The sequence below is a fragment of the Paraburkholderia sp. JPY419 genome (genome assembly GCF_050435705.1).
Lineage (GTDB): Bacteria > Pseudomonadota > Gammaproteobacteria > Burkholderiales > Burkholderiaceae > Paraburkholderia > Paraburkholderia youngii.
Genome location: NZ_JBNDKV010000002.1, coordinates 2,894,407 through 2,913,602 on the forward strand (window position 1 = coordinate 2,894,407; position 19,196 = coordinate 2,913,602).

General features: G+C 63.6%; 20 protein-coding genes. 14 read left to right on the forward strand and 6 right to left on the reverse strand.

What is annotated here, in order from left to right; genetic code table 11:
• The first annotated feature begins 208 nt into the window (after positions 1–208).
• The 6 genes from QFZ91_RS19500 (at position 209) to QFZ91_RS19525 (ending at position 6,577) form a co-directional block, all read left to right on the forward strand.
• A complete protein-coding gene (locus QFZ91_RS19500) occupies positions 209–1,243 on the forward strand; it encodes a methionine ABC transporter ATP-binding protein (protein WP_176381334.1) in 1,035 nt (344 codons plus the stop codon).
• Positions 1,233–1,886 carry a methionine ABC transporter permease gene (locus QFZ91_RS19505; RefSeq protein ID WP_008924321.1) on the forward strand — a complete coding sequence of 218 codons (654 nt, stop codon included), beginning with the start codon at positions 1,233–1,235 and terminating at the stop codon, positions 1,884–1,886. Before QFZ91_RS19500 ends, QFZ91_RS19505 begins: the two co-directional genes overlap by 11 nt.
• Positions 1,887–1,934: 48 nt before the next feature.
• Positions 1,935–2,732: a MetQ/NlpA family ABC transporter substrate-binding protein gene (locus tag QFZ91_RS19510; RefSeq protein ID WP_429568131.1), complete on the forward strand. Its 798-nt coding sequence runs from the start codon at positions 1,935–1,937 to the stop codon at positions 2,730–2,732.
• 236 nt (positions 2,733–2,968) lie between these two features.
• Positions 2,969–3,718, forward strand: a complete 750-nt coding sequence (locus tag QFZ91_RS19515; protein ID WP_429568132.1) for an electron transfer flavoprotein subunit beta/FixA family protein — start codon at positions 2,969–2,971, stop codon at positions 3,716–3,718.
• 22 nt (positions 3,719–3,740) lie between these two features.
• Positions 3,741–4,688, forward strand: a complete 948-nt coding sequence (locus tag QFZ91_RS19520; protein WP_429568663.1) for an electron transfer flavoprotein subunit alpha/FixB family protein — start codon at positions 3,741–3,743, stop codon at positions 4,686–4,688.
• A 98-nt stretch (positions 4,689–4,786) separates the two neighbouring features.
• On the forward strand, positions 4,787–6,577 hold the full coding sequence (locus QFZ91_RS19525; protein ID WP_429568133.1) for an acyl-CoA dehydrogenase: 1,791 nt from the start codon (positions 4,787–4,789) through the stop codon (positions 6,575–6,577).
• 140 nt (positions 6,578–6,717) lie between these two features.
• Here the strand turns inward: QFZ91_RS19525 and QFZ91_RS19530 are convergent, their stop codons facing one another.
• Positions 6,718–8,004 (reverse strand): D-amino acid dehydrogenase, encoded by a 1,287-nt coding sequence (locus QFZ91_RS19530; RefSeq protein ID WP_176124226.1) that lies wholly within the window; start codon positions 8,002–8,004, stop codon positions 6,718–6,720.
• Positions 8,005–8,184: 180 nt separating this feature from the next.
• Between QFZ91_RS19530 and QFZ91_RS19535 the strand changes: the two genes are divergently transcribed.
• Together QFZ91_RS19535 and QFZ91_RS19540 are read left to right on the forward strand one after the other, a co-directional pair.
• On the forward strand, positions 8,185–8,673 hold the full coding sequence (locus tag QFZ91_RS19535) for an Lrp/AsnC ligand binding domain-containing protein (RefSeq protein ID WP_013090122.1): 489 nt from the start codon (positions 8,185–8,187) through the stop codon (positions 8,671–8,673).
• 144 nt (positions 8,674–8,817) lie between these two features.
• Positions 8,818–9,969 (forward strand): PA0069 family radical SAM protein, encoded by a 1,152-nt coding sequence (locus QFZ91_RS19540; RefSeq protein ID WP_429568134.1) that lies wholly within the window; start codon positions 8,818–8,820, stop codon positions 9,967–9,969.
• Between the two features lie 31 nt (positions 9,970–10,000).
• On the opposite strand, the gene QFZ91_RS19545 is transcribed toward QFZ91_RS19540, so the two are convergent.
• Complete coding sequence (locus tag QFZ91_RS19545) at positions 10,001–10,468, reverse strand: NINE protein (RefSeq protein WP_429568135.1); 468 nt, start codon at positions 10,466–10,468, stop codon at positions 10,001–10,003.
• A 197-nt stretch (positions 10,469–10,665) separates the two neighbouring features.
• Positions 10,666–11,760, reverse strand: coding sequence for a PQQ-dependent sugar dehydrogenase (locus tag QFZ91_RS19550; RefSeq protein WP_429568664.1), 1,095 nt, complete (start codon positions 11,758–11,760; stop codon positions 10,666–10,668).
• A 261-nt stretch (positions 11,761–12,021) separates the two neighbouring features.
• On the opposite strand from QFZ91_RS19550, the gene rpsP reads away from it, so the two are divergent.
• The 6 genes from rpsP (at position 12,022) to QFZ91_RS19580 (ending at position 16,405) form a co-directional block, all read left to right on the forward strand.
• The gene (gene rpsP / locus QFZ91_RS19555; RefSeq protein WP_013090118.1) at positions 12,022–12,276 is read left to right on the forward strand and encodes a 30S ribosomal protein S16; all 255 of its coding nucleotides are present in this window, start codon (positions 12,022–12,024) and stop codon (positions 12,274–12,276) included.
• 134 nt (positions 12,277–12,410) lie between these two features.
• Positions 12,411–13,145, forward strand: a complete 735-nt coding sequence (gene rimM / locus QFZ91_RS19560; protein WP_429568136.1) for a ribosome maturation factor RimM — start codon at positions 12,411–12,413, stop codon at positions 13,143–13,145.
• Between the two features lie 25 nt (positions 13,146–13,170).
• Positions 13,171–13,938: a tRNA (guanosine(37)-N1)-methyltransferase TrmD gene (gene trmD, locus QFZ91_RS19565; protein ID WP_176124221.1), complete on the forward strand. Its 768-nt coding sequence runs from the start codon at positions 13,171–13,173 to the stop codon at positions 13,936–13,938.
• A gap of 146 nt (positions 13,939–14,084) precedes the next feature.
• The gene (rplS, locus tag QFZ91_RS19570) at positions 14,085–14,471 is read left to right on the forward strand and encodes a 50S ribosomal protein L19 (protein WP_176105405.1); all 387 of its coding nucleotides are present in this window, start codon (positions 14,085–14,087) and stop codon (positions 14,469–14,471) included.
• A gap of 87 nt (positions 14,472–14,558) precedes the next feature.
• Positions 14,559–15,317, forward strand: coding sequence for an NUDIX hydrolase (locus QFZ91_RS19575; protein ID WP_429568137.1), 759 nt, complete (start codon positions 14,559–14,561; stop codon positions 15,315–15,317).
• Positions 15,318–15,466: 149 nt separating this feature from the next.
• Positions 15,467–16,405 carry a CobD/CbiB family protein gene (locus tag QFZ91_RS19580; RefSeq protein ID WP_176380307.1) on the forward strand — a complete coding sequence of 313 codons (939 nt, stop codon included), beginning with the start codon at positions 15,467–15,469 and terminating at the stop codon, positions 16,403–16,405.
• 69 nt (positions 16,406–16,474) lie between these two features.
• Here QFZ91_RS19580 and QFZ91_RS19585 read toward each other — a convergent pair whose 3' ends face one another.
• From QFZ91_RS19585 to QFZ91_RS19595, 3 genes are read right to left on the reverse strand one after another with little or no spacing between them, the layout of a single operon-like run.
• Positions 16,475–16,795, reverse strand: a complete 321-nt coding sequence (locus QFZ91_RS19585) for a DUF2007 domain-containing protein (protein WP_429568138.1) — start codon at positions 16,793–16,795, stop codon at positions 16,475–16,477.
• A gap of 1 nt (position 16,796) precedes the next feature.
• A complete protein-coding gene (gene rsgA / locus QFZ91_RS19590; RefSeq protein WP_429568139.1) occupies positions 16,797–17,786 on the reverse strand; it encodes a ribosome small subunit-dependent GTPase A in 990 nt (329 codons plus the stop codon).
• Positions 17,783–19,042 carry a M48 family metallopeptidase gene (locus QFZ91_RS19595; RefSeq protein ID WP_368590524.1) on the reverse strand — a complete coding sequence of 420 codons (1,260 nt, stop codon included), beginning with the start codon at positions 19,040–19,042 and terminating at the stop codon, positions 17,783–17,785. Before QFZ91_RS19595 ends, rsgA begins: the two co-directional genes overlap by 4 nt.
• Positions 19,043–19,196 lie beyond the last annotated feature (154 nt).

Genomic DNA, 19,196 nt, shown 5'->3' on the forward strand with positions numbered 1-19,196 from the left:
TCATAGTCGGAGCGGCGCGATGCGCGAGAGCTTTTGTACGTAACGCGCGGCTCTAATGCCCTTTGGTTATGAAAAGATCGGAATTGATTATTAAAGGGTATGTCGGCGCTGCGGTAGAATGGCGACCTTAAATCCCAAATAAAAGAAACGGCGGCCGCTTGTCGGGAGCACGACGCTCGCCGGCAGCCTCCGCCGTTTTCGTTTGTCCATGATCGAAATACGCAATGTTTCCCAGCGGTTCGCCGGACCCCGGGGCTGGGTCGAGGCGCTGCACAACGTCAATCTGACGATTCCGGCGGGCGAGGTGTTCGGCATCATCGGCCGCAGCGGCGCGGGCAAGAGCACGCTCGTGCGCACGATCAACCTGCTGACCCGCCCATCCGAGGGCAACATCCTAGTCAACGGCCGCGATCTGACGACGCTGCCCGCCGCGCAACTGCGCGACGCGCGTCGCGAGATCGGCATGATCTTCCAGCACTTCAATCTGTTGTCGTCGCGCACCGTGTACGAGAACGTCGCGCTGCCGCTCGAACTGGCCGGCATGAAGCGCGACGAAATCGAGGCGAACGTGCTGCCGCTGCTCGAACTCGTCGGTCTGTCGGCGCAGAAGGACCGCTATCCGGCCCAGATCAGCGGCGGGCAGAAGCAGCGCGTGGGCATTGCGCGGGCGCTGGCGAGCAAGCCGAAGGTGCTGCTGTCGGACGAGGCGACCTCGGCGCTCGACCCCGAGACCACGCGCGCCATTCTTGATTTGCTCAAGCGCATCAACCGCGAACTGAACCTGACGGTCGTGCTGATCACACACCAGATGGACGTGATCAAGCAGGTCTGCGATCGCGTCGCGGTGCTCGACGCGGGCCGCGTCGTCGAACAGGGCAAGGTGATCGACGTGTTCCTGCAGCCGCACCACGAAGTCACTCGCGCGCTGATCGGCGACGTGATCGCGCAGGACTTGCCGCCCGCCATGAAGGCGCGCGTCGCGCAGCGCCTGAAGACCGGCAGCGGCCATCTGCTGCGCCTCGCGTTCACCGGTTCGGGCGTGGATCAGCCGATCCTATCGGAGACGATTCGCCGTTACGAGCTCGACTTCAATATCCTGCACGGCCAGATCGACGAGATCCAAGGGCAGGCGTTCGGCTCGCTCGCGGTTCTGGCGGGCGGCGATCCGGCCAAGGTCGCGCAGGCGCTCACGTTTCTGCGCGAGCAGGGTGTCGTAGTGGAGGAGCTCTCGCATGTTGAGTGAAATGTTCGATATGTTCGTCCAGTCGTTCTGGGAGACGCTGATCATGGTCGGCATCTCCGGACTGATTGGCGCCGTGGTTGGCGTGCCGCTCGGCGTGCTGCTGTATCTGACCGACCGCCAGGGCGTGCTCGAAAACGTCGCCGTCAATCGGGTGATGGGCGTGATCGTCAATGCGGTGCGCTCCACACCGTTCATCATCCTGCTGGTCGCGGTGATTCCGTTTACGCGGCTCGTGGTCGGTTCGTCGATCGGCACGGCCGCCGCGATCGTGCCGCTGACGATCGCCGCCGCGCCGTTCATCGCGCGTCTCGTCGAAACGGCGCTCCGCGAAGTCGACCGCGGCCTCATCGAGGCCGCTCAGGCGATGGGCGCGACCACCAGCCAGATCGTCTTCAAGGTGCTGTTGCCGGAATCGCTGCCGGGCGTGGTCGCCGGTTTGACGATCACATTCGTGTCGCTGGTCGGCTATTCGGCGATGGCCGGCGCGATCGGCGGCGGTGGCCTTGGCGACCTCGGCATCCGCTACGGTTATCAGCGCTTCCTGCCGGAAGTGATGCTCGCGGTCGTGCTGATTCTGATCGTGTTCGTGCAACTGGTGCAGTCGTTTGGGGATTGGCTCGTGCGTCGTTTGAGCCATAAGTAAACAAGGGCGTTCGGAAGCCCGCTCATAGAGATTCGGAAAAGGTCCATCATGCAACGTCGCCTCATTCTCAAGTTGGCCGCCGCGCTCGGCGCGGCAACGCTGTTCGCCACCACCGCGGCGCATGCCGAAGACACGATCAAGGTCGGCGTCACCGGCGGCCCGCACGCGCAGATCATGGACGTCGTGAAGACGGTCGCCGCGAAGAACGGCCTCACCATCAAGATCGTCGAATTCTCCGATTACGTGCAGCCGAACGCGGCGCTCGGGAGCGGCGATCTGGACGCGAACAGCTACCAGCACGACCCGTACTTGCAGGCGCAGGTGAAGGACCGTGGCTACAAGCTGATCCGTGTCGCCGATACGGTCACGTACCCGATGGGCATCTATTCGAAGAAAGTGAAGTCGCTCGCCGAACTGCAGCCGGGCGCGAAGATCGCCGTACCGAACGATCCGACCAACGGCGGCCGCGCGCTTTTGCTGCTGCAGAAGCAGGGCTTGCTGAAGCTGCGCGCCGATGCGGGATTGAAGGCGACACCGCTCGATATCATCGACAATCCGAAGAAGCTGAAGATCGTCGAGCTCGACGCGGCGCAGATTCCGCGTTCGCTCGCCGACGTCGATGCCGCCGCGATCAACACCAACTTCGCGATGGAAGCGGGCTTGAAGCCGAAGCAGGACGCCATCGCGATCGAGGACCCGAAGGGTCCGTACGTAAACGTGATCGCGATTCGCGAAGCGGACAAGAACAAGCCGTGGGTCGCGAAGCTCGTCGCGGCGTACCACTCGCCGGAAGTGAAGCAGTTCGTCGACAGCAAATTCGGCGGCTCGGTGATCACCTCCTGGTGATGCAATGATCCACGAACCAAGCAGAACACGACGGCAATGGGAAATTAGAGGTCGCAGTCGGAACCCGGGGTTGTTTCCCGGGTTTTTTAGAGATTAAAATAGAACGATCGTTCGATATTGCCGTCACGCCGCGGAGGAGCGATATCCTTCCGCAAAGCGCCCGCGACACGGCTGCCATGAGGGCAGTCGCTATAATGTTTGTCGGGTTGACGTATTCGTAACTTTGGAGCGTGTGCATGAAAATTCTGGTGCCAGTGAAAAGAGTGGTCGACTACAACGTGAAGGTCCGCGTGAAATCGGACGGTACGGGCGTCGATATTGCGAACGTGAAAATGTCGATGAATCCGTTCGATGAAATCGCGGTTGAAGAGGCGGTGCGGCTGAAGGAAGCGGGTATCGCGACCGAAGTAATCGCCGTGTCGGCCGGTGTGACGCAGTCGCAGGAAACGCTGCGCACCGCGCTCGCGATCGGCGCGGACCGCGCGATCCTGATCGAATCGAACGAAGATCTGCAGCCGCTCGCAGTCGCGAAGCTGCTCAAGGCGCTGGTCGACAAGGAGCAGCCGCAACTGGTGATCCTCGGCAAGCAGGCGATCGACGACGATTCGAACCAGACCGGCCAGATGCTCGCCGCGCTGGCGAACCTGCCGCAGGCGACGTTCGCGTCGAAGGTGGTCGTGGCGGATGGCAAGGCCACGGTGTCGCGTGAAGTGGATGGCGGCGCGGAAACGCTGTCGCTGACGCTGCCGGCCGTGATCACGACCGATCTGCGCCTGAACGAGCCGCGCTACGTGACGCTGCCGAACATCATGAAGGCCAAGAAAAAGCCGCTGGAAACGGTGAAGCCCGAAGACCTCGGCGTCGATGTCACGCCGCGTCTGAAGACGCTGAAGGTCGCCGAGCCTCCGAAGCGCTCCGCCGGTGTGAAGGTGCCGGACGTGAAGACGCTGGTCGAGAAGCTGAAGACCGAAGCCAAGGTGCTGTGAGGAGACGCAAGAAATGACGAATCTGGTTAACCTGGTAGTAGCAGAACACGATAACGCGTCGATCAAGACCGCGACGCTGAACACGATCGCCGCGGCACAGAAGATCGGCGGTGAGATTCACGTGCTGGTCGCCGGGCATAACGCGCAGGCTGCGGCCGATGCCGCGGCGAAGATCGCCGGCGTCGCCAAGGTACTGCTCGCCGACGCGCCGCAACTCGAAGCGGGTCTCGCGGAAAACGTCGAAGCGACGGTGCTGACGCTTGTGCAAGATGCGGCCAGGAACTACACGCACATCCTCGCGCCGGCTACCGCGTACGGCAAGAACGTCGCGCCGCGTATCGCCGCAAAGCTCGACGTCGCGCAGATCAGCGACATCACCGCGGTGGACAGCGCCGACACGTTCGAGCGTCCGATCTACGCGGGCAACGCCATTGCGATCGTGCAATCGGCTGATCCGATCAAGGTCATCACCGTGCGCTCGACCGGTTTCGACGCCGTCGCAGCCGAAGGCGGCAGCGCAGCGGTCGAAAAGATCGAAGCCGCAGCCGACGCAGGCATCTCGCAGTTCGTGAGCCGCGAAGTGACGAAGCTCGATCGTCCGGAACTGACGAGCGCGAAGATCATCGTGTCCGGTGGCCGGGGTCTGGGCAATGGCGAGAACTACACGAAGGTGCTCGAGCCGCTGGCCGACAAGCTCGGCGCGGCACTGGGCGCATCGCGCGCAGCGGTCGACGCGGGCTTCGTGCCGAACGACTATCAGGTCGGCCAGACCGGCAAGATCGTCGCGCCGCAACTGTATGTCGCGGTCGGCATCTCGGGTGCGATCCAGCATCTGGCCGGCATGAAGGACTCGAAGGTCATCGTCGCGATCAACAAGGACGAAGAAGCGCCGATCTTCAGCGTGGCCGACTACGGCCTCGTCGGCGATCTGTTCACCATCGTGCCGGAACTCGTGAAGGAACTCGGCTAAGCGCCGCGGCGGTTGAAACAGGCCGCGGAGAACAAGCGAAGGGCGCTGGACCGACCAAGTCCCGCGCCCTTTTTTCATATCAAGGGAGGAGAACCGAAATGAGCTATACGGCGCCCGTCAAGGACATGCTGTTCGTGATGAAAGAACTGGCCGGACTCGAAGACATCGCGAAGCTGCCCGGCTTCGAAGACGCGAACCTCGACACGGCGCAGGCCGTGCTCGGCGAGTCGGCGAAACTGTGCGGCGAAGTGCTTGCGCCGCTGAACGTCGACGGCGATCGCAACCCGAGCAGCTGGAAGGATGGCGTCGTCACCGCGACGCCCGGTTTCAGGGACGCGTTCCGCCAGTTCGCCGAGGGCGGCTGGCAGGGTGTGCAGCACCCGCTCGACTACGAAGGACAGGGGTTGCCGAAGCTGATCGGGACGCCATGCGTCGAAATGCTCAACGCATCGAATCTGTCGTTCGCGTTGTGTCCTTTGCTGACCGACGGCGCGATCGAAGCACTACTGACCGCCGGCAGCGAAGCGCAGAAACAGACCTTCGTGCCGAAGCTGATTTCAGGCGAATGGACCGGCACGATGAACCTGACCGAACCGCAGGCGGGCTCCGATCTCGCGCTGGTGCGCACGCGCGCCGAGCCGCTGGGCGACGGTTCGTTCAAGCTGTTCGGCACGAAGATTTTCATTACCTGGGGCGAGCACGACATGGCGAAGAACATCGTCCATCTCGTCCTTGCGCGCACGCCTAACGCGCCCGATGGTGTGAAGGGCATTTCGCTGTTCCTCGTGCCGAAGTTTCTCGTCAACGAGGACGGCTCGCTCGGCGAGCGCAACGATGTGCATTGCGTGTCGATCGAGCACAAGCTCGGCATCAAGGCGAGCCCGACCGCGGTGCTGCAGTTCGGCGATCACGGCGGCGCGATCGGTCAGTTGATCGGCGAAGAGAATCGCGGCCTCGAATACATGTTCATCATGATGAATGCCGCGCGTTTCGCGGTCGGCATGCAAGGCGTCGCGATTTCGGATCGCGCGTATCAGAAGGCGGTCGCGTATGCGAAGGAGCGCGTGCAGAGCCGCCCCGTGGATGGCTCCGCGAAGCAGTCGGTCGCGATCATCCAGCACCCGGACGTGCGCCGCATGCTGTCGACGATGCGCTGCCTCACCGAGGCGTCGCGCGCGCTCGCGTACGTCGCGGCCTCGCACTGCGATATCGCGCATCGTCATCCTGACGACGCGACGCGTGCCAAGCATCAGGCGATCTACGAATACCTGGTGCCGATCGTGAAGGGCTGGAGCACGGAATTGTCAATCGACGTGACGAGTCTCGGCGTGCAGGTGCATGGCGGCATGGGCTTCATCGAGGAAACCGGCGCCGCGCAGTACTACCGCGACGCGCGCATTCTGCCGATCTACGAAGGCACGACCGCGATCCAGGCCAATGACCTGATTGGTCGCAAGACGCTGCGCGACGGCGGTAAGGTCGCGAAGGAACTGCTTGCTGGTATCGCCGAAACGGTCGAAGCGCTCGGCGCGCAGCAGGGCGCGGCGTTCGCGTCGATGCGGACGCAACTCGCTGAGGGTCAGCGGGCGCTTGGCGCCGTCGTCGATTTCGTCGTCGCGAATGCGAAGGGCGATCCAAATGCGGTGTTCGCGGGCAGCGTGCCCTATCTGAAGCTCGCGGGCATCGTGCTAGGCGGCTGGCAGATGGCGCGTGCGCAGCTTGCGGCAGCGGCGAGGCGCGACGAGGATCCCGCGTTTCATGACGCGAAGATTGCGACCGCGCGGTTTTACGCCGAGCATGTGCTGCCGCAGGCGGCGGCGCTCGAAGTGGCGATCGTCAGCGCGAAGGGTGGCGAGGGCGTGCTGGCTTTGTCGGAAGACCAGTTCTAAGCATGCCTCGGTGCCTGCCGCGATTGCGGCGGCACCTTGGAAAACAAACAGCGCCTCGCGAGGCGCCGTTTGTTTTTGCCGCTGCTGTTTGTTGCCGCGTGCGCTTGCGGCCAGGGCCGCGTCAGCGCACGCACTCGAACTCACGCATACGCCGGCCGATGTTCGCCCGCGGTCTCGCCGAGATAGCGATGCACCGACAGATCGTCCGCGCGGATCGCCGGTTGCTTGCCCGACATCAGGTCGGCGAGCAGTTGGCCTGAGCCGCACGACATCGTCCAGCCGAGCGTGCCGTGGCCGGTGTTCAGGAACAGGTTCGGCACCGGCGTGCGGCCGACGATCGGCGTGCTGTCCGGCGTCATCGGCCGTAGACCGGTCCAGAACGTCGCCTTCGACGTGTCGCCGCCGCCCGGGAACAGGTCGTTCACCGAAAGCTCGAGCGTCTTGCGGCGCGCCTCGCGCAGTGATTTGTCGAAGCCCACGACCTCGGCCATGCCGCCGACGCGAATCCGGTCATCGAAGCGCGTGATCGCGATCTTGTAGGTCTCGTCGAGCACGGTCGACACCGGCGCGGCAGCCGCGTCGACGATCGGCGCGGTGATCGAATAGCCCTTCAGCGGATAGACCGGAATCTTCACGATACCGTCGAGGAAACGCGTCGAGTACGAGCCGAGCGCCACCACGAACGAGTCCGCGCGCACCAGTTCGCCGCCGCACTGCACGCCGGCGATGCGGCCGCCCGCCATCGCGAGCGCGTCGATCGGCGTGTTGTAGCGGAACTTGACGCCCAGTTGCTCGGCTAGTGCCGCGAGTCGCGTCGTGAACATCTGGCAGTCGCCGGTTTCGTCGCCGGGCAGGCGCAGGCCACCGGTGAGCTTGTGCGACACCGCGGCGAGCGCCGGTTCGGCCTTGCCGAGTTGGTCGGCGCTCAGCAGTTCGTACGGCACGTTGGCTTCCTGCAGCACGGCGATGTCTTTCGCGGCGCCGTCGAACTGCTGCTGCGTGCGAAATACCTGCAGCGTGCCACCGGTGCGGCCTTCGTACTGGATGCCAGTGTCGGCGCGCAGCGCCTGCAGGCAGTCGCGGCTGTATTCGGCGAGCCGCACCATGCGGCCCTTGTTCACCGCATAGCGCGGCGCCGTGCAGTTCTGCAGCATCTGCCACATCCATTGCAGCTGGAACGCGGTGCCGTCGAGGCGGATCGCGAGCGGCGCGTGCTTCTGGAACATCCACTTGACGGCCTTCAGCGGCACGCCCGGCGCGGCCCACGGCGACGCGTAGCCCGGCGAGATCTGGCCCGCGTTGGCAAAGCTGGTTTCGAGCGCCGGGCCGGCCTCGCGATCGATGACGGTCACTTCGTGACCGGCGCGTGCGAGGTAGTACGCGCTCGTTACACCGACGACGCCACTGCCCAAAACGACGACTCGCATAGCTGCTCCAGATATCCAAAAATTGAGTGAGGGCAAGGCGCGTTTCGCTGGATTCGATCTGCTTCGATTCAACGAGCTGCAACGTGAGGTGAAATGCCGTCTGCCCAGTGTTAACCGCTATACTATTAACAGTGAAGCAGGTTTTGTTATCGTATTTTCATCATTTTCAGCAAAAACACTATGCGTACCCAGCGCCATCCCGTGCGGGCTCTCGATAAGCTCGATCACAAGATCCTGCGGCTCCTGCAGCAGGACGGCCGTATGGCGATGAAGGACCTGGCGGAACGGGTCGGTCTGTCGGTGACACCTTGCATCGAGCGCGTCAAGCGGATGGAGCGCGACGGCGTGATCACCGGCTACTACGCGCGCGTGAATCCGGCAGAACTGGGCGCGGCGCTGCTGGTGTTCGTCGAGATCACGCTCGATCACAAGAGCGGCAACATGTTCGACCAGTTCCGCCGCGAGGTGCAGAAGATCCCCGAGGTGCTCGAGTGCCACCTCGTGTCGGGCGATTTCGACTATCTGATCAAGGCGCGCATCGGCGAAATGGCCGACTACCGCAAGTTGCTCGGCGACATCCTGCTGCAGTTGCCGGGGGCGGTGCAGTCGAAGAGCTATGTGGTGATGGAGGAAATCAAGGAGACGCTGACGATCGCGGTTACCGACTAAGTGCCTGATCGCTGACGGGGCTGGTCGCGCATCTCGCGGCACACGAAGTGCTCGACAAACGGCGTAGATACTGTATATTTATACAGGTGTTTGCGCCGTTTTCTTTTGGCGCTTCCTGTTTGCGCTTGCTTTGCGTGGCCCGCCGTGGATGACCCCAACACCCCTGACATTCCCGAATTTCCGATCGCGCCGCCGGCGCCTCGCAAGGGGCGCGGTGCGGTCACGAACCTCCAGGGCCGCTACGAAGTCGACCAGCGCGAGGCCGTCGACGACGGCTGGCAGGCGGCCGACGAAGACGGCGAGCCGAAGCTCCTGCGCACGCAGGTGTTCGAGGAGCGCGCGAAAACCATCCTCACACGCAACGCGTCGCCGGACATTCCGTTCAATGTGTCGCTGAATCCGTATCGCGGTTGCGAGCACGGCTGTATCTATTGCTTCGCGCGGCCCACGCACAGCTACCTGGGCTTGTCGCCGGGGCTCGATTTCGAGAGCCGCATTTACGCGAAGATCAACGCGCCCGAACTGCTCGAGCGGGAACTGTCGAAGAAATCCTATGTGCCCGAGCCGATCGCGCTCGGCGTCGCGACCGACGCATGGCAGCCGGCCGAACGCGACTTGCGACTTACGCGTCGGGTGATCGAGGTACTCAGCGAGCGCAATCACCCGTTCGCGGCGATCACCAAATCGTCGCTGATCGAGCGCGATATCGACCTGCTCGCGCCGATGGCGGAGCGCGGGCAATTCATGGCCGCGATCACGATCACCACGCTGGACGCCGACATCGCGCGCACGCTCGAACCGCGCGCGGCCACGCCGTCGCGCCGCCTGCGCACGATCCGTACGCTCAGCGAGGCGGGCATTCCGGTCGGCGTGAGCATCGCGCCAGTGATCCCGTTCGTCACCGAACCGGACATGGAGCGCGTGCTCGAAGCGTGCGCGGAAGCGGGCGCCAGCAACGCGAGCTATATCGTGCTGCGCTTGCCGTGGGAGGTCGCGCCACTGTTCAAGGATTGGCTGAGCGCACACTTCCCGGATCGGGCCGAGCGCGTGATGAACCGTGTGCACGACATGCGGGGCGGCAAGGATTACGACTCGTCGTTCTCGACCCGCATGAAGGGAGAGGGGTTATGGGCGGATCTGCTCAAGCAGCGCTTTCAAAAGGCCGCGCGCCGGTTGGGGCTGAGCGGGCGTGACCGCGGCATTCTCGACATGTCGCACTTTCGCCGGATCGAGTCGCCGCGAGCCGAGCAGGCGAGCGCACCGGCGCCTGACAATCCACAATTGAGGCTTTTCTAGCGAGCAGGAATGCCTGCTGGGCCCACGGGTGTTACTGCGAAATCGCTTTGGCCGCTTCGACCTGGCTTTCGAAGTAGGTCTGGAAGGCGAGCGCGAGACCGGTCATCAACAGAAACGCACCAATGAGCAGCGAAAAGATCACGACGAAAATGACCGTCCAGCCTGAGCGGCTTTTGCGTTGCGTGTGGGCGTTGAATTGCGCATCCCATTTCTGATCCGGACGCAGCCCGTAGACGAGCGCGGCCAGAAACGCAGCGAACAGTGAAACCGCACCGATCGACGCGAGCACCCAGCCGAGGATCGACGCGCGCTCGGTGGCGATCAGCAGCATCACGCCGGGAATGCCGATCAGCGTGCCGAGCAGATGCGTCCAGCCGAAGATGTCCCGGATGCCATATAGATAGAAGCGGTGGGCGCCGAGGCTGCCGAACAGGAACGCCAGCGCGGCGGTGAGCGTCTTGGATCTGAAGCGCGGGGAGGTCGAGTCAAAGGTGGACATGAACGCGTGGGCAGAGTGACAGGCGGTCGAAAGGAGCGGTGTGCCGCAGGGCGCGGACCGACGCGCATTCTACGCCTGCGGCGGGCGGGTGGTTACGTTGAGGGCGAGCGCCCGCGCTGAAAGCGGGGCGGCGGCATGCGCCGGAACTGGCAGAAGACCAGTGCAGCCGCTCAGCCGGACATACATGCTTCCGCGCTCTACGGCGCCGAATACGTGACGCGATAGATCGCGCCGGCGGTATCGTCGCTGATCAGTAGCGAACCGTCCGGCAGCGGCAGCACGTCGGCGGGACGGCCCCACACCGATTCGCCGGGTTGCAGCCAGCCTTCGGCAAAGACTTGCTGGCGTGCGTGGCTGCCGTCAGGGTCGGTGATCACGCGCACCACGCGGTAGCCTACCTTCTTGCTGCGGTTCCACGAGCCGTGCTCGGCGATGAAGATATTGTTGCGGTAGTCGGGCGGAAACATTGGGCCGTCGTAGAAGCGCATGCCAAGCGCCGCCACGTGCGCGCCAAGCTTGACCACGGGCGGCGTGAAGTCGCTGCACGGATGATCCTTGCCGAACTCGGGGTCGGGCGTGTCGCCGCCGTGACAGTACGGAAAGCCGAAGTTCATGCCGACTCGTGACGCACGGCTGAGCTTGTCGCTCGGAATGTCGTCGCCGAGCAGGTCGCGACCGTTGTCGGTGAACCACAGTTCGTGGGTGACCGGATGCCACGCGAAGCCAACCGAATTGCGGACGCCGCGCGCGACGACCTCGTAGTGGCTACCGTCCGGGTCCATGCGGCCAATCAGCGCAAAGCGGTCCGGATCTCTCTGGCAAATGTTGCACGGCGCGCCTTGCGGCACGTACAGCTTGCCATCTGGGCCGAACGCGATGAATTTCCAGCCATGATGCGTGTCCGTCGGCAGCTTGTCGGTGACGACGACCGGTTTCGGCGGATCGTTCAGGTGCGAGTCGATCGCATCGAAGCGCACGATTTTCGACACGGCCGACACGTACAGCGCGCCATCGCGCCACGCGATACCGGCGGGCATCTGCAGCCCGGACGCGATCACGTGGCGGCCCGTCACGCGGCCGTTCCGCAGTTCGAGCGCATAGACGTGCCCATCGTTGCTGCCCACGTACAGAATGCCCTTGGGCGATAACGTCATCGCGCGTGCGCTCGGCACGTCGTCCGACAACACCTCGATGTGAAAGCCAGGCGGCAGTTTAATTTTCTCGATGGGTAGCGCGGCGTTTGCCGTCAACGCCTGCGCGGTGAGCAACGTGGCCGCCGCCACGCGTAGAATCCGGCTGCGCGGGGTGCGCGAAAGTCCAGCAAAGCGCACGAAAAAAGCAAAAAAGGCGAATGGAAACAGGAGGTTCAGTTGGCGTTGCACACGCGCTCCTTCAGGTAATTCGGGCGTTTGAGCGGGTTCTCGCACCTCTTGTAGAAGGCCGGTGCAGCCCGGTTCCTCAGTTTATCCCGGTAAGTGTTTGTTATGGCGTCGGTTTCCCGCTATAATCGCGTGTTTCAGTCGTTCCGAACCCCGGTTTTCAAGGATTCTAGTATGGTCATCATCCGCTTGGCTCGTGGCGGCTCCAAGAAGCGCCCGTTCTACAACATCGTCGCCACCGACTCGCGCAGCCGTCGTGACGGCCGCTTCATCGAGCGCGTCGGTTTCTACAATCCGGTCGCTACGAAGGGCGAGTCCCTACGTATCGCTCAGGATCGCCTGACGTACTGGCAAGGTGTTGGCGCGCAGCTGTCGCCGACCGTCGAGCGTCTCGTGAAGGAAGCCCAAAAGGCACAGCCGGCTGCTTGATATGGCAGCCCGCGGGCGTATCGTCGTCGGTTCGGCCGGCGGCTCGCGCAACTCGCGTGAGCAGTCCGATGCGCAATTTGTGTTACTGAAGCAGACGCCAAAGCCGGCTGCGAAGTTGTTGTCGAGGTTATTCGATGTCTGAGCGTGATTCCGGCAGTTCTGGTAGCGCCAAGGCAGCTTCGCGCGCAAAGGCGTCTGGTCAGGCGTCGTTCGGCGCATTCGTCCGCAAGCCGGTCGAACGAACCGACGGCAAGGTGAAAGAGGCGCAGGCCAAGGTAGCGAACGCTGGTTCCGAAGCTGCAGAAATGCGCATCGAAACGGCGGCGAGCTGGCCGGCCGATGCGGTCGAAGTCGGCGCAATCGTCGACGCGTATGGTCTCAAAGGCTGGGTCAAGGTGGCCGCGCATGCGGATGCCGGGCAGGGAGGCGACGCCTTGCTGAGCGCGAAGCGCTGGTGGCTGCTGAAAGGCCAGGAGCGCAAATCGGCGCCGACCTTGCAGGCCAAAACGCACAGCGACAGCGTGGTCGCCCGTCTGGGTGGCGTCGCTGACCGCGATGTGGCGCTGGCTTTGCGCGGCTCTCGCGTGTACATCAGCCGTAGCGAATTTCCGGCGCTCGAAGCCGACGAATTCTACTGGGTCGATCTGATCGGCCTGGACGTGGTGAATCTCGCTGGGCTCAGCCTCGGCAAGGTCGCCAGCATGATCGACAACGGCGCGCAGTCGGTGCTGCGCATCGAATACCCGGCTACCGATAGAAGCAGCAAGCCGATCGTAGGCGAGCGTTTGATCCCGTTCGTCGGCGTCTTTGTCAAAACGGTGGACCAGACGGCCAAGCAGATCGTCGTCGACTGGGAAGCTGACTATTGAAATCTATCGTTGAGTGGGGAGAGCGATGCAATTCGATGTCGTGACGCTCTTTCCAGAAATGTTCCGCGCGCTGACTGACTGGGGTATCACCAGCCGGGCCGCGAAGCAGCAGCGTTATGGGTTGCGTACGTGGAATCCGCGCGATTTCACGACCGACAACTACCGCACCATCGACGATCGCCCATACGGCGGAGGCCCCGGCATGGTCATGCTGGCTCGGCCGCTCGAAGATGCGATCAGTGCCGCGAAAACGGCGCAGTCGGAGCAGGGCATCGGCGCGTCGCGCGTCGTGATGATGTCGCCGCAAGGCGCCACGCTGAATCACGAGCGCGTGATGAAGTTCGCGACCGAACCCGGTCTGATCCTGTTGTGCGGGCGTTACGAAGCGATCGACCAGCGTCTGCTCGACCGTGTCGTCGACGAGGAAGTCAGCCTTGGCGACTTCGTGCTGTCGGGCGGCGAGCTGCCCGCGATGGCATTGATGGATGCGGTCGTGCGTCAGTTGCCCGGCGTGCTGAACGACTCGCAGTCGGCGGTGCAGGATAGTTTCGTCGACGTGCTGCTCGATTGTCCGCACTACACACGTCCCGAGGAATACGAGGGCGTGCGGGTGCCCGATGTGCTGCTCGGCGGCCATCATGCGGAAATCGAAGCGTGGCGGCGGCGCGAAGCACTGCGCAACACGTTGAACAAACGGCCCGATCTGATCGTGAAGGCCAGAAAGAAAAGAATGCTGAGCCGTGCCGACGAGGCGTGGCTCGCAAGTCTCGCGAAGGAAGAGCCGAAGGCCTGAGGCTCCGGTCTTTCGAGCGGACAAAAGGCGGTGCCGCACATGCGTGTGCGGTGCCAGATGTGAACCCATCCTCTATCGGGGCCGTAGCCGAACGCAGTAAGCGTGGGCAGGTACGAACGCCGACAAGATGGATCTAGGAGTCAGTGATGAATCTGATTGCAAAACTCGAGCAGGAAGAAATCGCGCGCGTTCTCGGCGAAAAGACCATTCCGGATTTTGGTCCGGGTGATACGGTCATCGTCAGCGTGAACGTGGTTGAAGGCACGCGTAAGCGTGTGCAGGCTTACGAAGGCGTCGTGATCGCCAAGCGTAACCGTGGTCTGAATTCGTCGTTCATCGTCCGCAAGATTTCGTCGGGCGAAGGCGTCGAGCGTACGTTCCAGACGTATTCGCCGCTGCTGGCAAGCATCGTCGTCAAGCGTCGCGGCGATGTGCGTCGTGCGAAGCTGTACTATCTGCGCGAGCGTTCGGGCAAGTCGGCTCGAATCAAGGAAAAGCTGGTCTCGAAGGACCGCGCTCCTTCCGAAGCGTAAATGCTGTAAGAAAAAGCACCCCTCGCGGGTGCTTTTTTGTTGGCCAGGTCAAAATAGCGGCATGTCCCCGCTCATCAGAGAGACCCGTTGATCCGCCCCGTCTTTGAGCCCGAAACTCTGCCTGTCATCGCGACGGGCGCCGATCTGCCAGCGGTCACGGGCGAGCGTCTGACGCCCGATGCACTACGGGCGCGCTTCGATCGGCAACTTGCCTGGACCCCCGAAAAAATTGCCGATGCGCCGTGGCGCAACACCGACCTCGACCCACGCGTGGCCGCGGTGCTGGTGCCGCTCGTCGTGCGTGCGCGAGGCCTTACCGTGTTGCTCACGCAGCGCGCGGACCATCTGAGCGATCACGCCGGCCAGGTGAGTTTTCCCGGCGGCCGCCAGGAACCGTTCGACGCCAATGCGACCGCCACGGCGCTGCGCGAAGCGCGTGAAGAGGTGGGTCTCGACGCGTCGCGCGTCGAAGTTCTCGGCGCGTTGCCCGACTATCTAACTGGCACCGGCTTTCGCGTGTCGCCGATCATCGCTCTCGTGCACCCGCCGTTCTCGCTTGAGATCGATCCGCTCGAAGTCGCCGAGGTTTTCGAAGTGCCGCTCGCGTTCCTGATGGACCCGTCCAACCACGAAGAGCGGCTGTTCCGCTACGAGGGCGGCGAGCGCCGCTTCTTCGCGATGCCGTATCCGCGCGGCGAATTGACGGTGGCTCCGGAAGCCGCCGAGCAGCACGGCGGGCAACACCCACAGACGGCCACGCCAGCGGCCGTGCAAAGCGGCCATCATTTCATCTGGGGCGCGACGGCCGCGATGCTGCGCAACCTGTATCGGTTCCTCGCCGCGTGAGAGATATGACTCGCATCGACGCGCCGACGATGCGAGTTGCGCGAACGACGCACTTGTTGGCGCTTTGTCAGCGTCCGCGTTCAGACTCATCCGACCCTGTGCTATCGTTATAAAACAATCGTAAAAACTTAAAAAGCACGGCGCATCGCATGACTTTTTTCTCCGTATTGCTGGCTCTGATCATTGAACAGGTACGCGCGCTATCGCCGAACAATCCGGTATCTGCGTTGCTTCAATACCATGCGGAGTCGGCGGCGCACGGATTCGATGCTGGCAAGCAACGTCACGGTCTGCTCGCGTGGCTCGTCGTGGTGCTACCTTGGACGCTCGCAGTCGCGCTCGTCTATTACGTGCTGTATCACATTCACTTCATGCTCGCGTTCCTGTGGAACGTCGTGGTGCTGTACTTCACGCTCGGCTTCCGGCAGTTCAGCCACTACTTCACCGACATCCATCTCGCGTTGAACAACGACGACGTGCCACGCGCGCGCGAAATCCTCAACGAATGGACCGGGCTCGAGACAGTCGACATGCCGGTCAGCGAGATCGTGCGTCACACGTTGATTCACGCGGTGGTCGCGTCGCATCGCCACGTGTTCGGCGTGTTCTTCTGGTTCCTGATTCCGGTCGGCCCTGCCGGCGCGGTGCTGTACCGTTGCGCGGAATATCTGGCGCGCGCATGGGCGCGGCCGGCTGACGAGCGCACCGTCGCGTTTTCGAGCTTCGCGCAGCGCGCGTTCTTCGTGATCGACTGGGTGCCGGCGCGGCTGACGTCGCTGGGCTTTGCGATCGTCGGCAATTTCGAGGATGCGATTTACGCGTGGCGCAATCATGCGCGGCAATGGCCCGATACGAACGACGGCGTGTTGCTCGCCGCGGGCAGCGGGGCGCTCGGTGCGCGCCTGGCCGGGCCACTCGCGGAGCCGTCGAGCCTCGACGCGCTCGCCACCGGCGACGGCGGCCCGATGCAGGTCGGCGACGACTGCACGCCGCGCACGCTGCAATCGGCGGTGGGGCTCGTGTGGCGCGCGGTCGTGTTGTGGATGATCCTGCTGTTGATGTTGACCATCGCGGTGTGGCTCGCCTGAAGCGGCCACGCGCGCGCAGCACAAGAGAAAGCCGGGCGTTGCCCGGCTTTTTCAATTCCCGACGACGCCTCACCCCTTCAAAGGATCGCGCACAGTCCCGCATTGCCAGCACACGGTGAACTGCGCCTCGAGCATCTCGCCGCACTGCTGACATTGCCATAGAGGCGCGCCCGGTGCCGGCCCTCGCGACGCCGCTTCAATCAGCCGCCGCGCGACCGCCTCATCGCGTTCATCGACGAGCCACAGCTCCGGCGCGCATTGATCGGCCGGAATCTCGCCGAGCGCGCCGTTCAGATAGCGGTTATGCAGCTCGCAGGCGATGCCCGCGGTCTCCAGCACGTTGACCCAATGCTGTCCGATGATCAAGTTCGGCGCGCGTATCAGTTTCATGTCAGCGGACGATCTGGCTCGCCTCGTGCACGAGTTGCGCATAAAGCGCATGCCGTTCGCGGCGGATGCGGCCGTCCGCGACCGCTTCGAGGATCGCGCAGCCAGGCTCGTGCAGATGATGGCAGTTATAGAAACGGCAGTTCGGCAGCAGCGGCCGGAACTCGGGGAACGCGCGTTCGAGCCGGCCTTCGGTCAGATGGTGCAGGCCGAATTCCTGGAAGCCCGGCGAGTCGATCAGCGCGCCGGCCGCGCCGTTGACGTGATCCAAATCGGCCGTACCCTCCGACTGAGGCAGCGGATAAAGACGCGTGAACGTCGTCGTATGGCGCCCGCTGTTCAACGCAGTCGAGATCTCGCGCGTCGCCACTTCGGCATCGGGAATCAGCAGGTTCACGAGCGTCGATTTGCCCATGCCGGACTGACCGAGCAGCAGTGTCGCGTGACCGTGCAGATGTTCGGTCAGCGTGGCGCGTGCCGCCTCGGGCTGCATGCGGATCGACACTTCGAGCACCGGATAGCCGAGCGCGCGATACGGCTCGAGCCGCTTGCGCGCGCCATCCAGAGCAGCGGTGACGTCGATCTTGTTCAGCACGATCAGCGGCTTCAGTTCGTTCGCCTCGGCGGCGACGAGCGCGCGGCCGAGCAGATCCTCGCTGAAATGCGGCTCGGTCGCGAGCACGATCAGCAGTTGGTCGAGGTTCGCGGCGAACAGCTTCGACTTGTACTGGTCCGAGCGATACAGCAGATTGCGCCGCTCGCCGATTTCGACGATCACGCCTTGATCCGCCGAAGTCGGCTCGTAGACCACGCGATCGCCGACCGCGACCTCGCTGCGCTTGCCGCGTGGGAAGCACTGTAGCAGCGCGCCGCCGTCTTCAGGGGCGACCAGGTAGTGGCGGCCGTGCGCGGCCACCACGAGGCCGCCCGTGCGCGCGCCGTGCATGCCGGACCCGGCGCCGCGCGCCGCTTTCTTGGGAGCGCGGCCGCTCATGCGTGCTGCAACAGTCGGTCGATCCGCTGCGAGGCCGGCGGATGCGAGTAGTAGAACGCGGTGTAGAGCGGATCGGGCGTCAATGTCGACGCGTTGTCCTCGTACAGCTTGACGAGCGCGTTGATCAGATCGTGCGCGTCGGTTTGCGACGCGGCGAACGCGTCGGCTTCGAACTCGTGCTTGCGCGAGCTGAGGCTGCCGAGCGGCGTGACGAAGAACATGAACACCGGCAGCGCAAGGAAGAACAGCACGAGCGCGAGTCCGCTGTTGCCGCCAATGAGCGACGGCCGCACGCCGAGCCCTTCGTAGAACCATACGCATTGCGTCAGCCAGCCGAGCAGCGCGAGCATCGCGAGGCTGATCGCGAACGTGACGAGCATGCGCTTCATCACGTGACGGCGCTTGAAGTGGCCGAGCTCGTGCGCGAGCACCGCTTCGATCTCGCGGCCCGACAGCCGCGCAAGCAGTGTGTCGAAAAACACGATGCGCTTGCTCGCGCCGAAGCCGGTGAAGTACGCGTTGCCGTGCGCCGAGCGGCGGCTGCCGTCCATCACGAACAGACCCTTCGCGGCGAAGCCGCAGCGCTTCATCAGCGCCTCGATGCGGGTCACGAGCGCTTCATCCTTCAGCGGCTCGAACTTGTTGAAGAGCGGCGCGATGAAGGTCGGGAAAATCAGCAGGCCGAACATCTGGAACGCGACCCACACGACCCATGCCCACAGCCACCACAGGTTGCCCGCGCGGTTCATCAGCCACAGCACGACGAATAACAGCGGCAGGCCGAACGCGATACCGAGCAGCGCGCCCTTCAGACGGTCGAAGAAGAACAGGCTTTTGCTCATGCGATTGAAGCCAAAGCGTTGCTCGACGACGAACTGCCGGTAGTAGTCGAACGGCAGGTCGATCGCGCTCGTGATCGCGATCACAGCGGCAACCAGCGCAATCTGACCGGCATAGCCGCGGCCGAGCCAGTCGGAGATCGCGAGATCGAGCATCTGCACGCCGCCGAGCAGCGTGAGCCAGATCAGCACGGCCGCGCCGACGACGATCTCGACCATCGCGAGCCGCGTGCGCTCGACGGTGTAGTCGGCTGCGCGCTGATGCGCGGTGAGCGCGATGGTGTTCACGAACTGGCTGGGCACCTGTTCACGATGCGCGACGACGAAGCGGATCTGCCGCGACGCGAGCCAGAGTTTGGTGCCGACCATCGCGACGACGGCGACGATGAAGAGGGCGGTGAAGTAAAGGGTAGGCATCCGAGGATTCCGTGGTATCTATGCGAGAATTATATGTTTCTTCCCGCCTCAGGGCGGAGATACGGTTTAACGCGGCGGTTTAACGCATTAGCTCCGGGTAGCAGTTCAAGGCGGCGCTTCAGGGCGGCCGGCCCGGCTCGAACCGCGCGAGTCC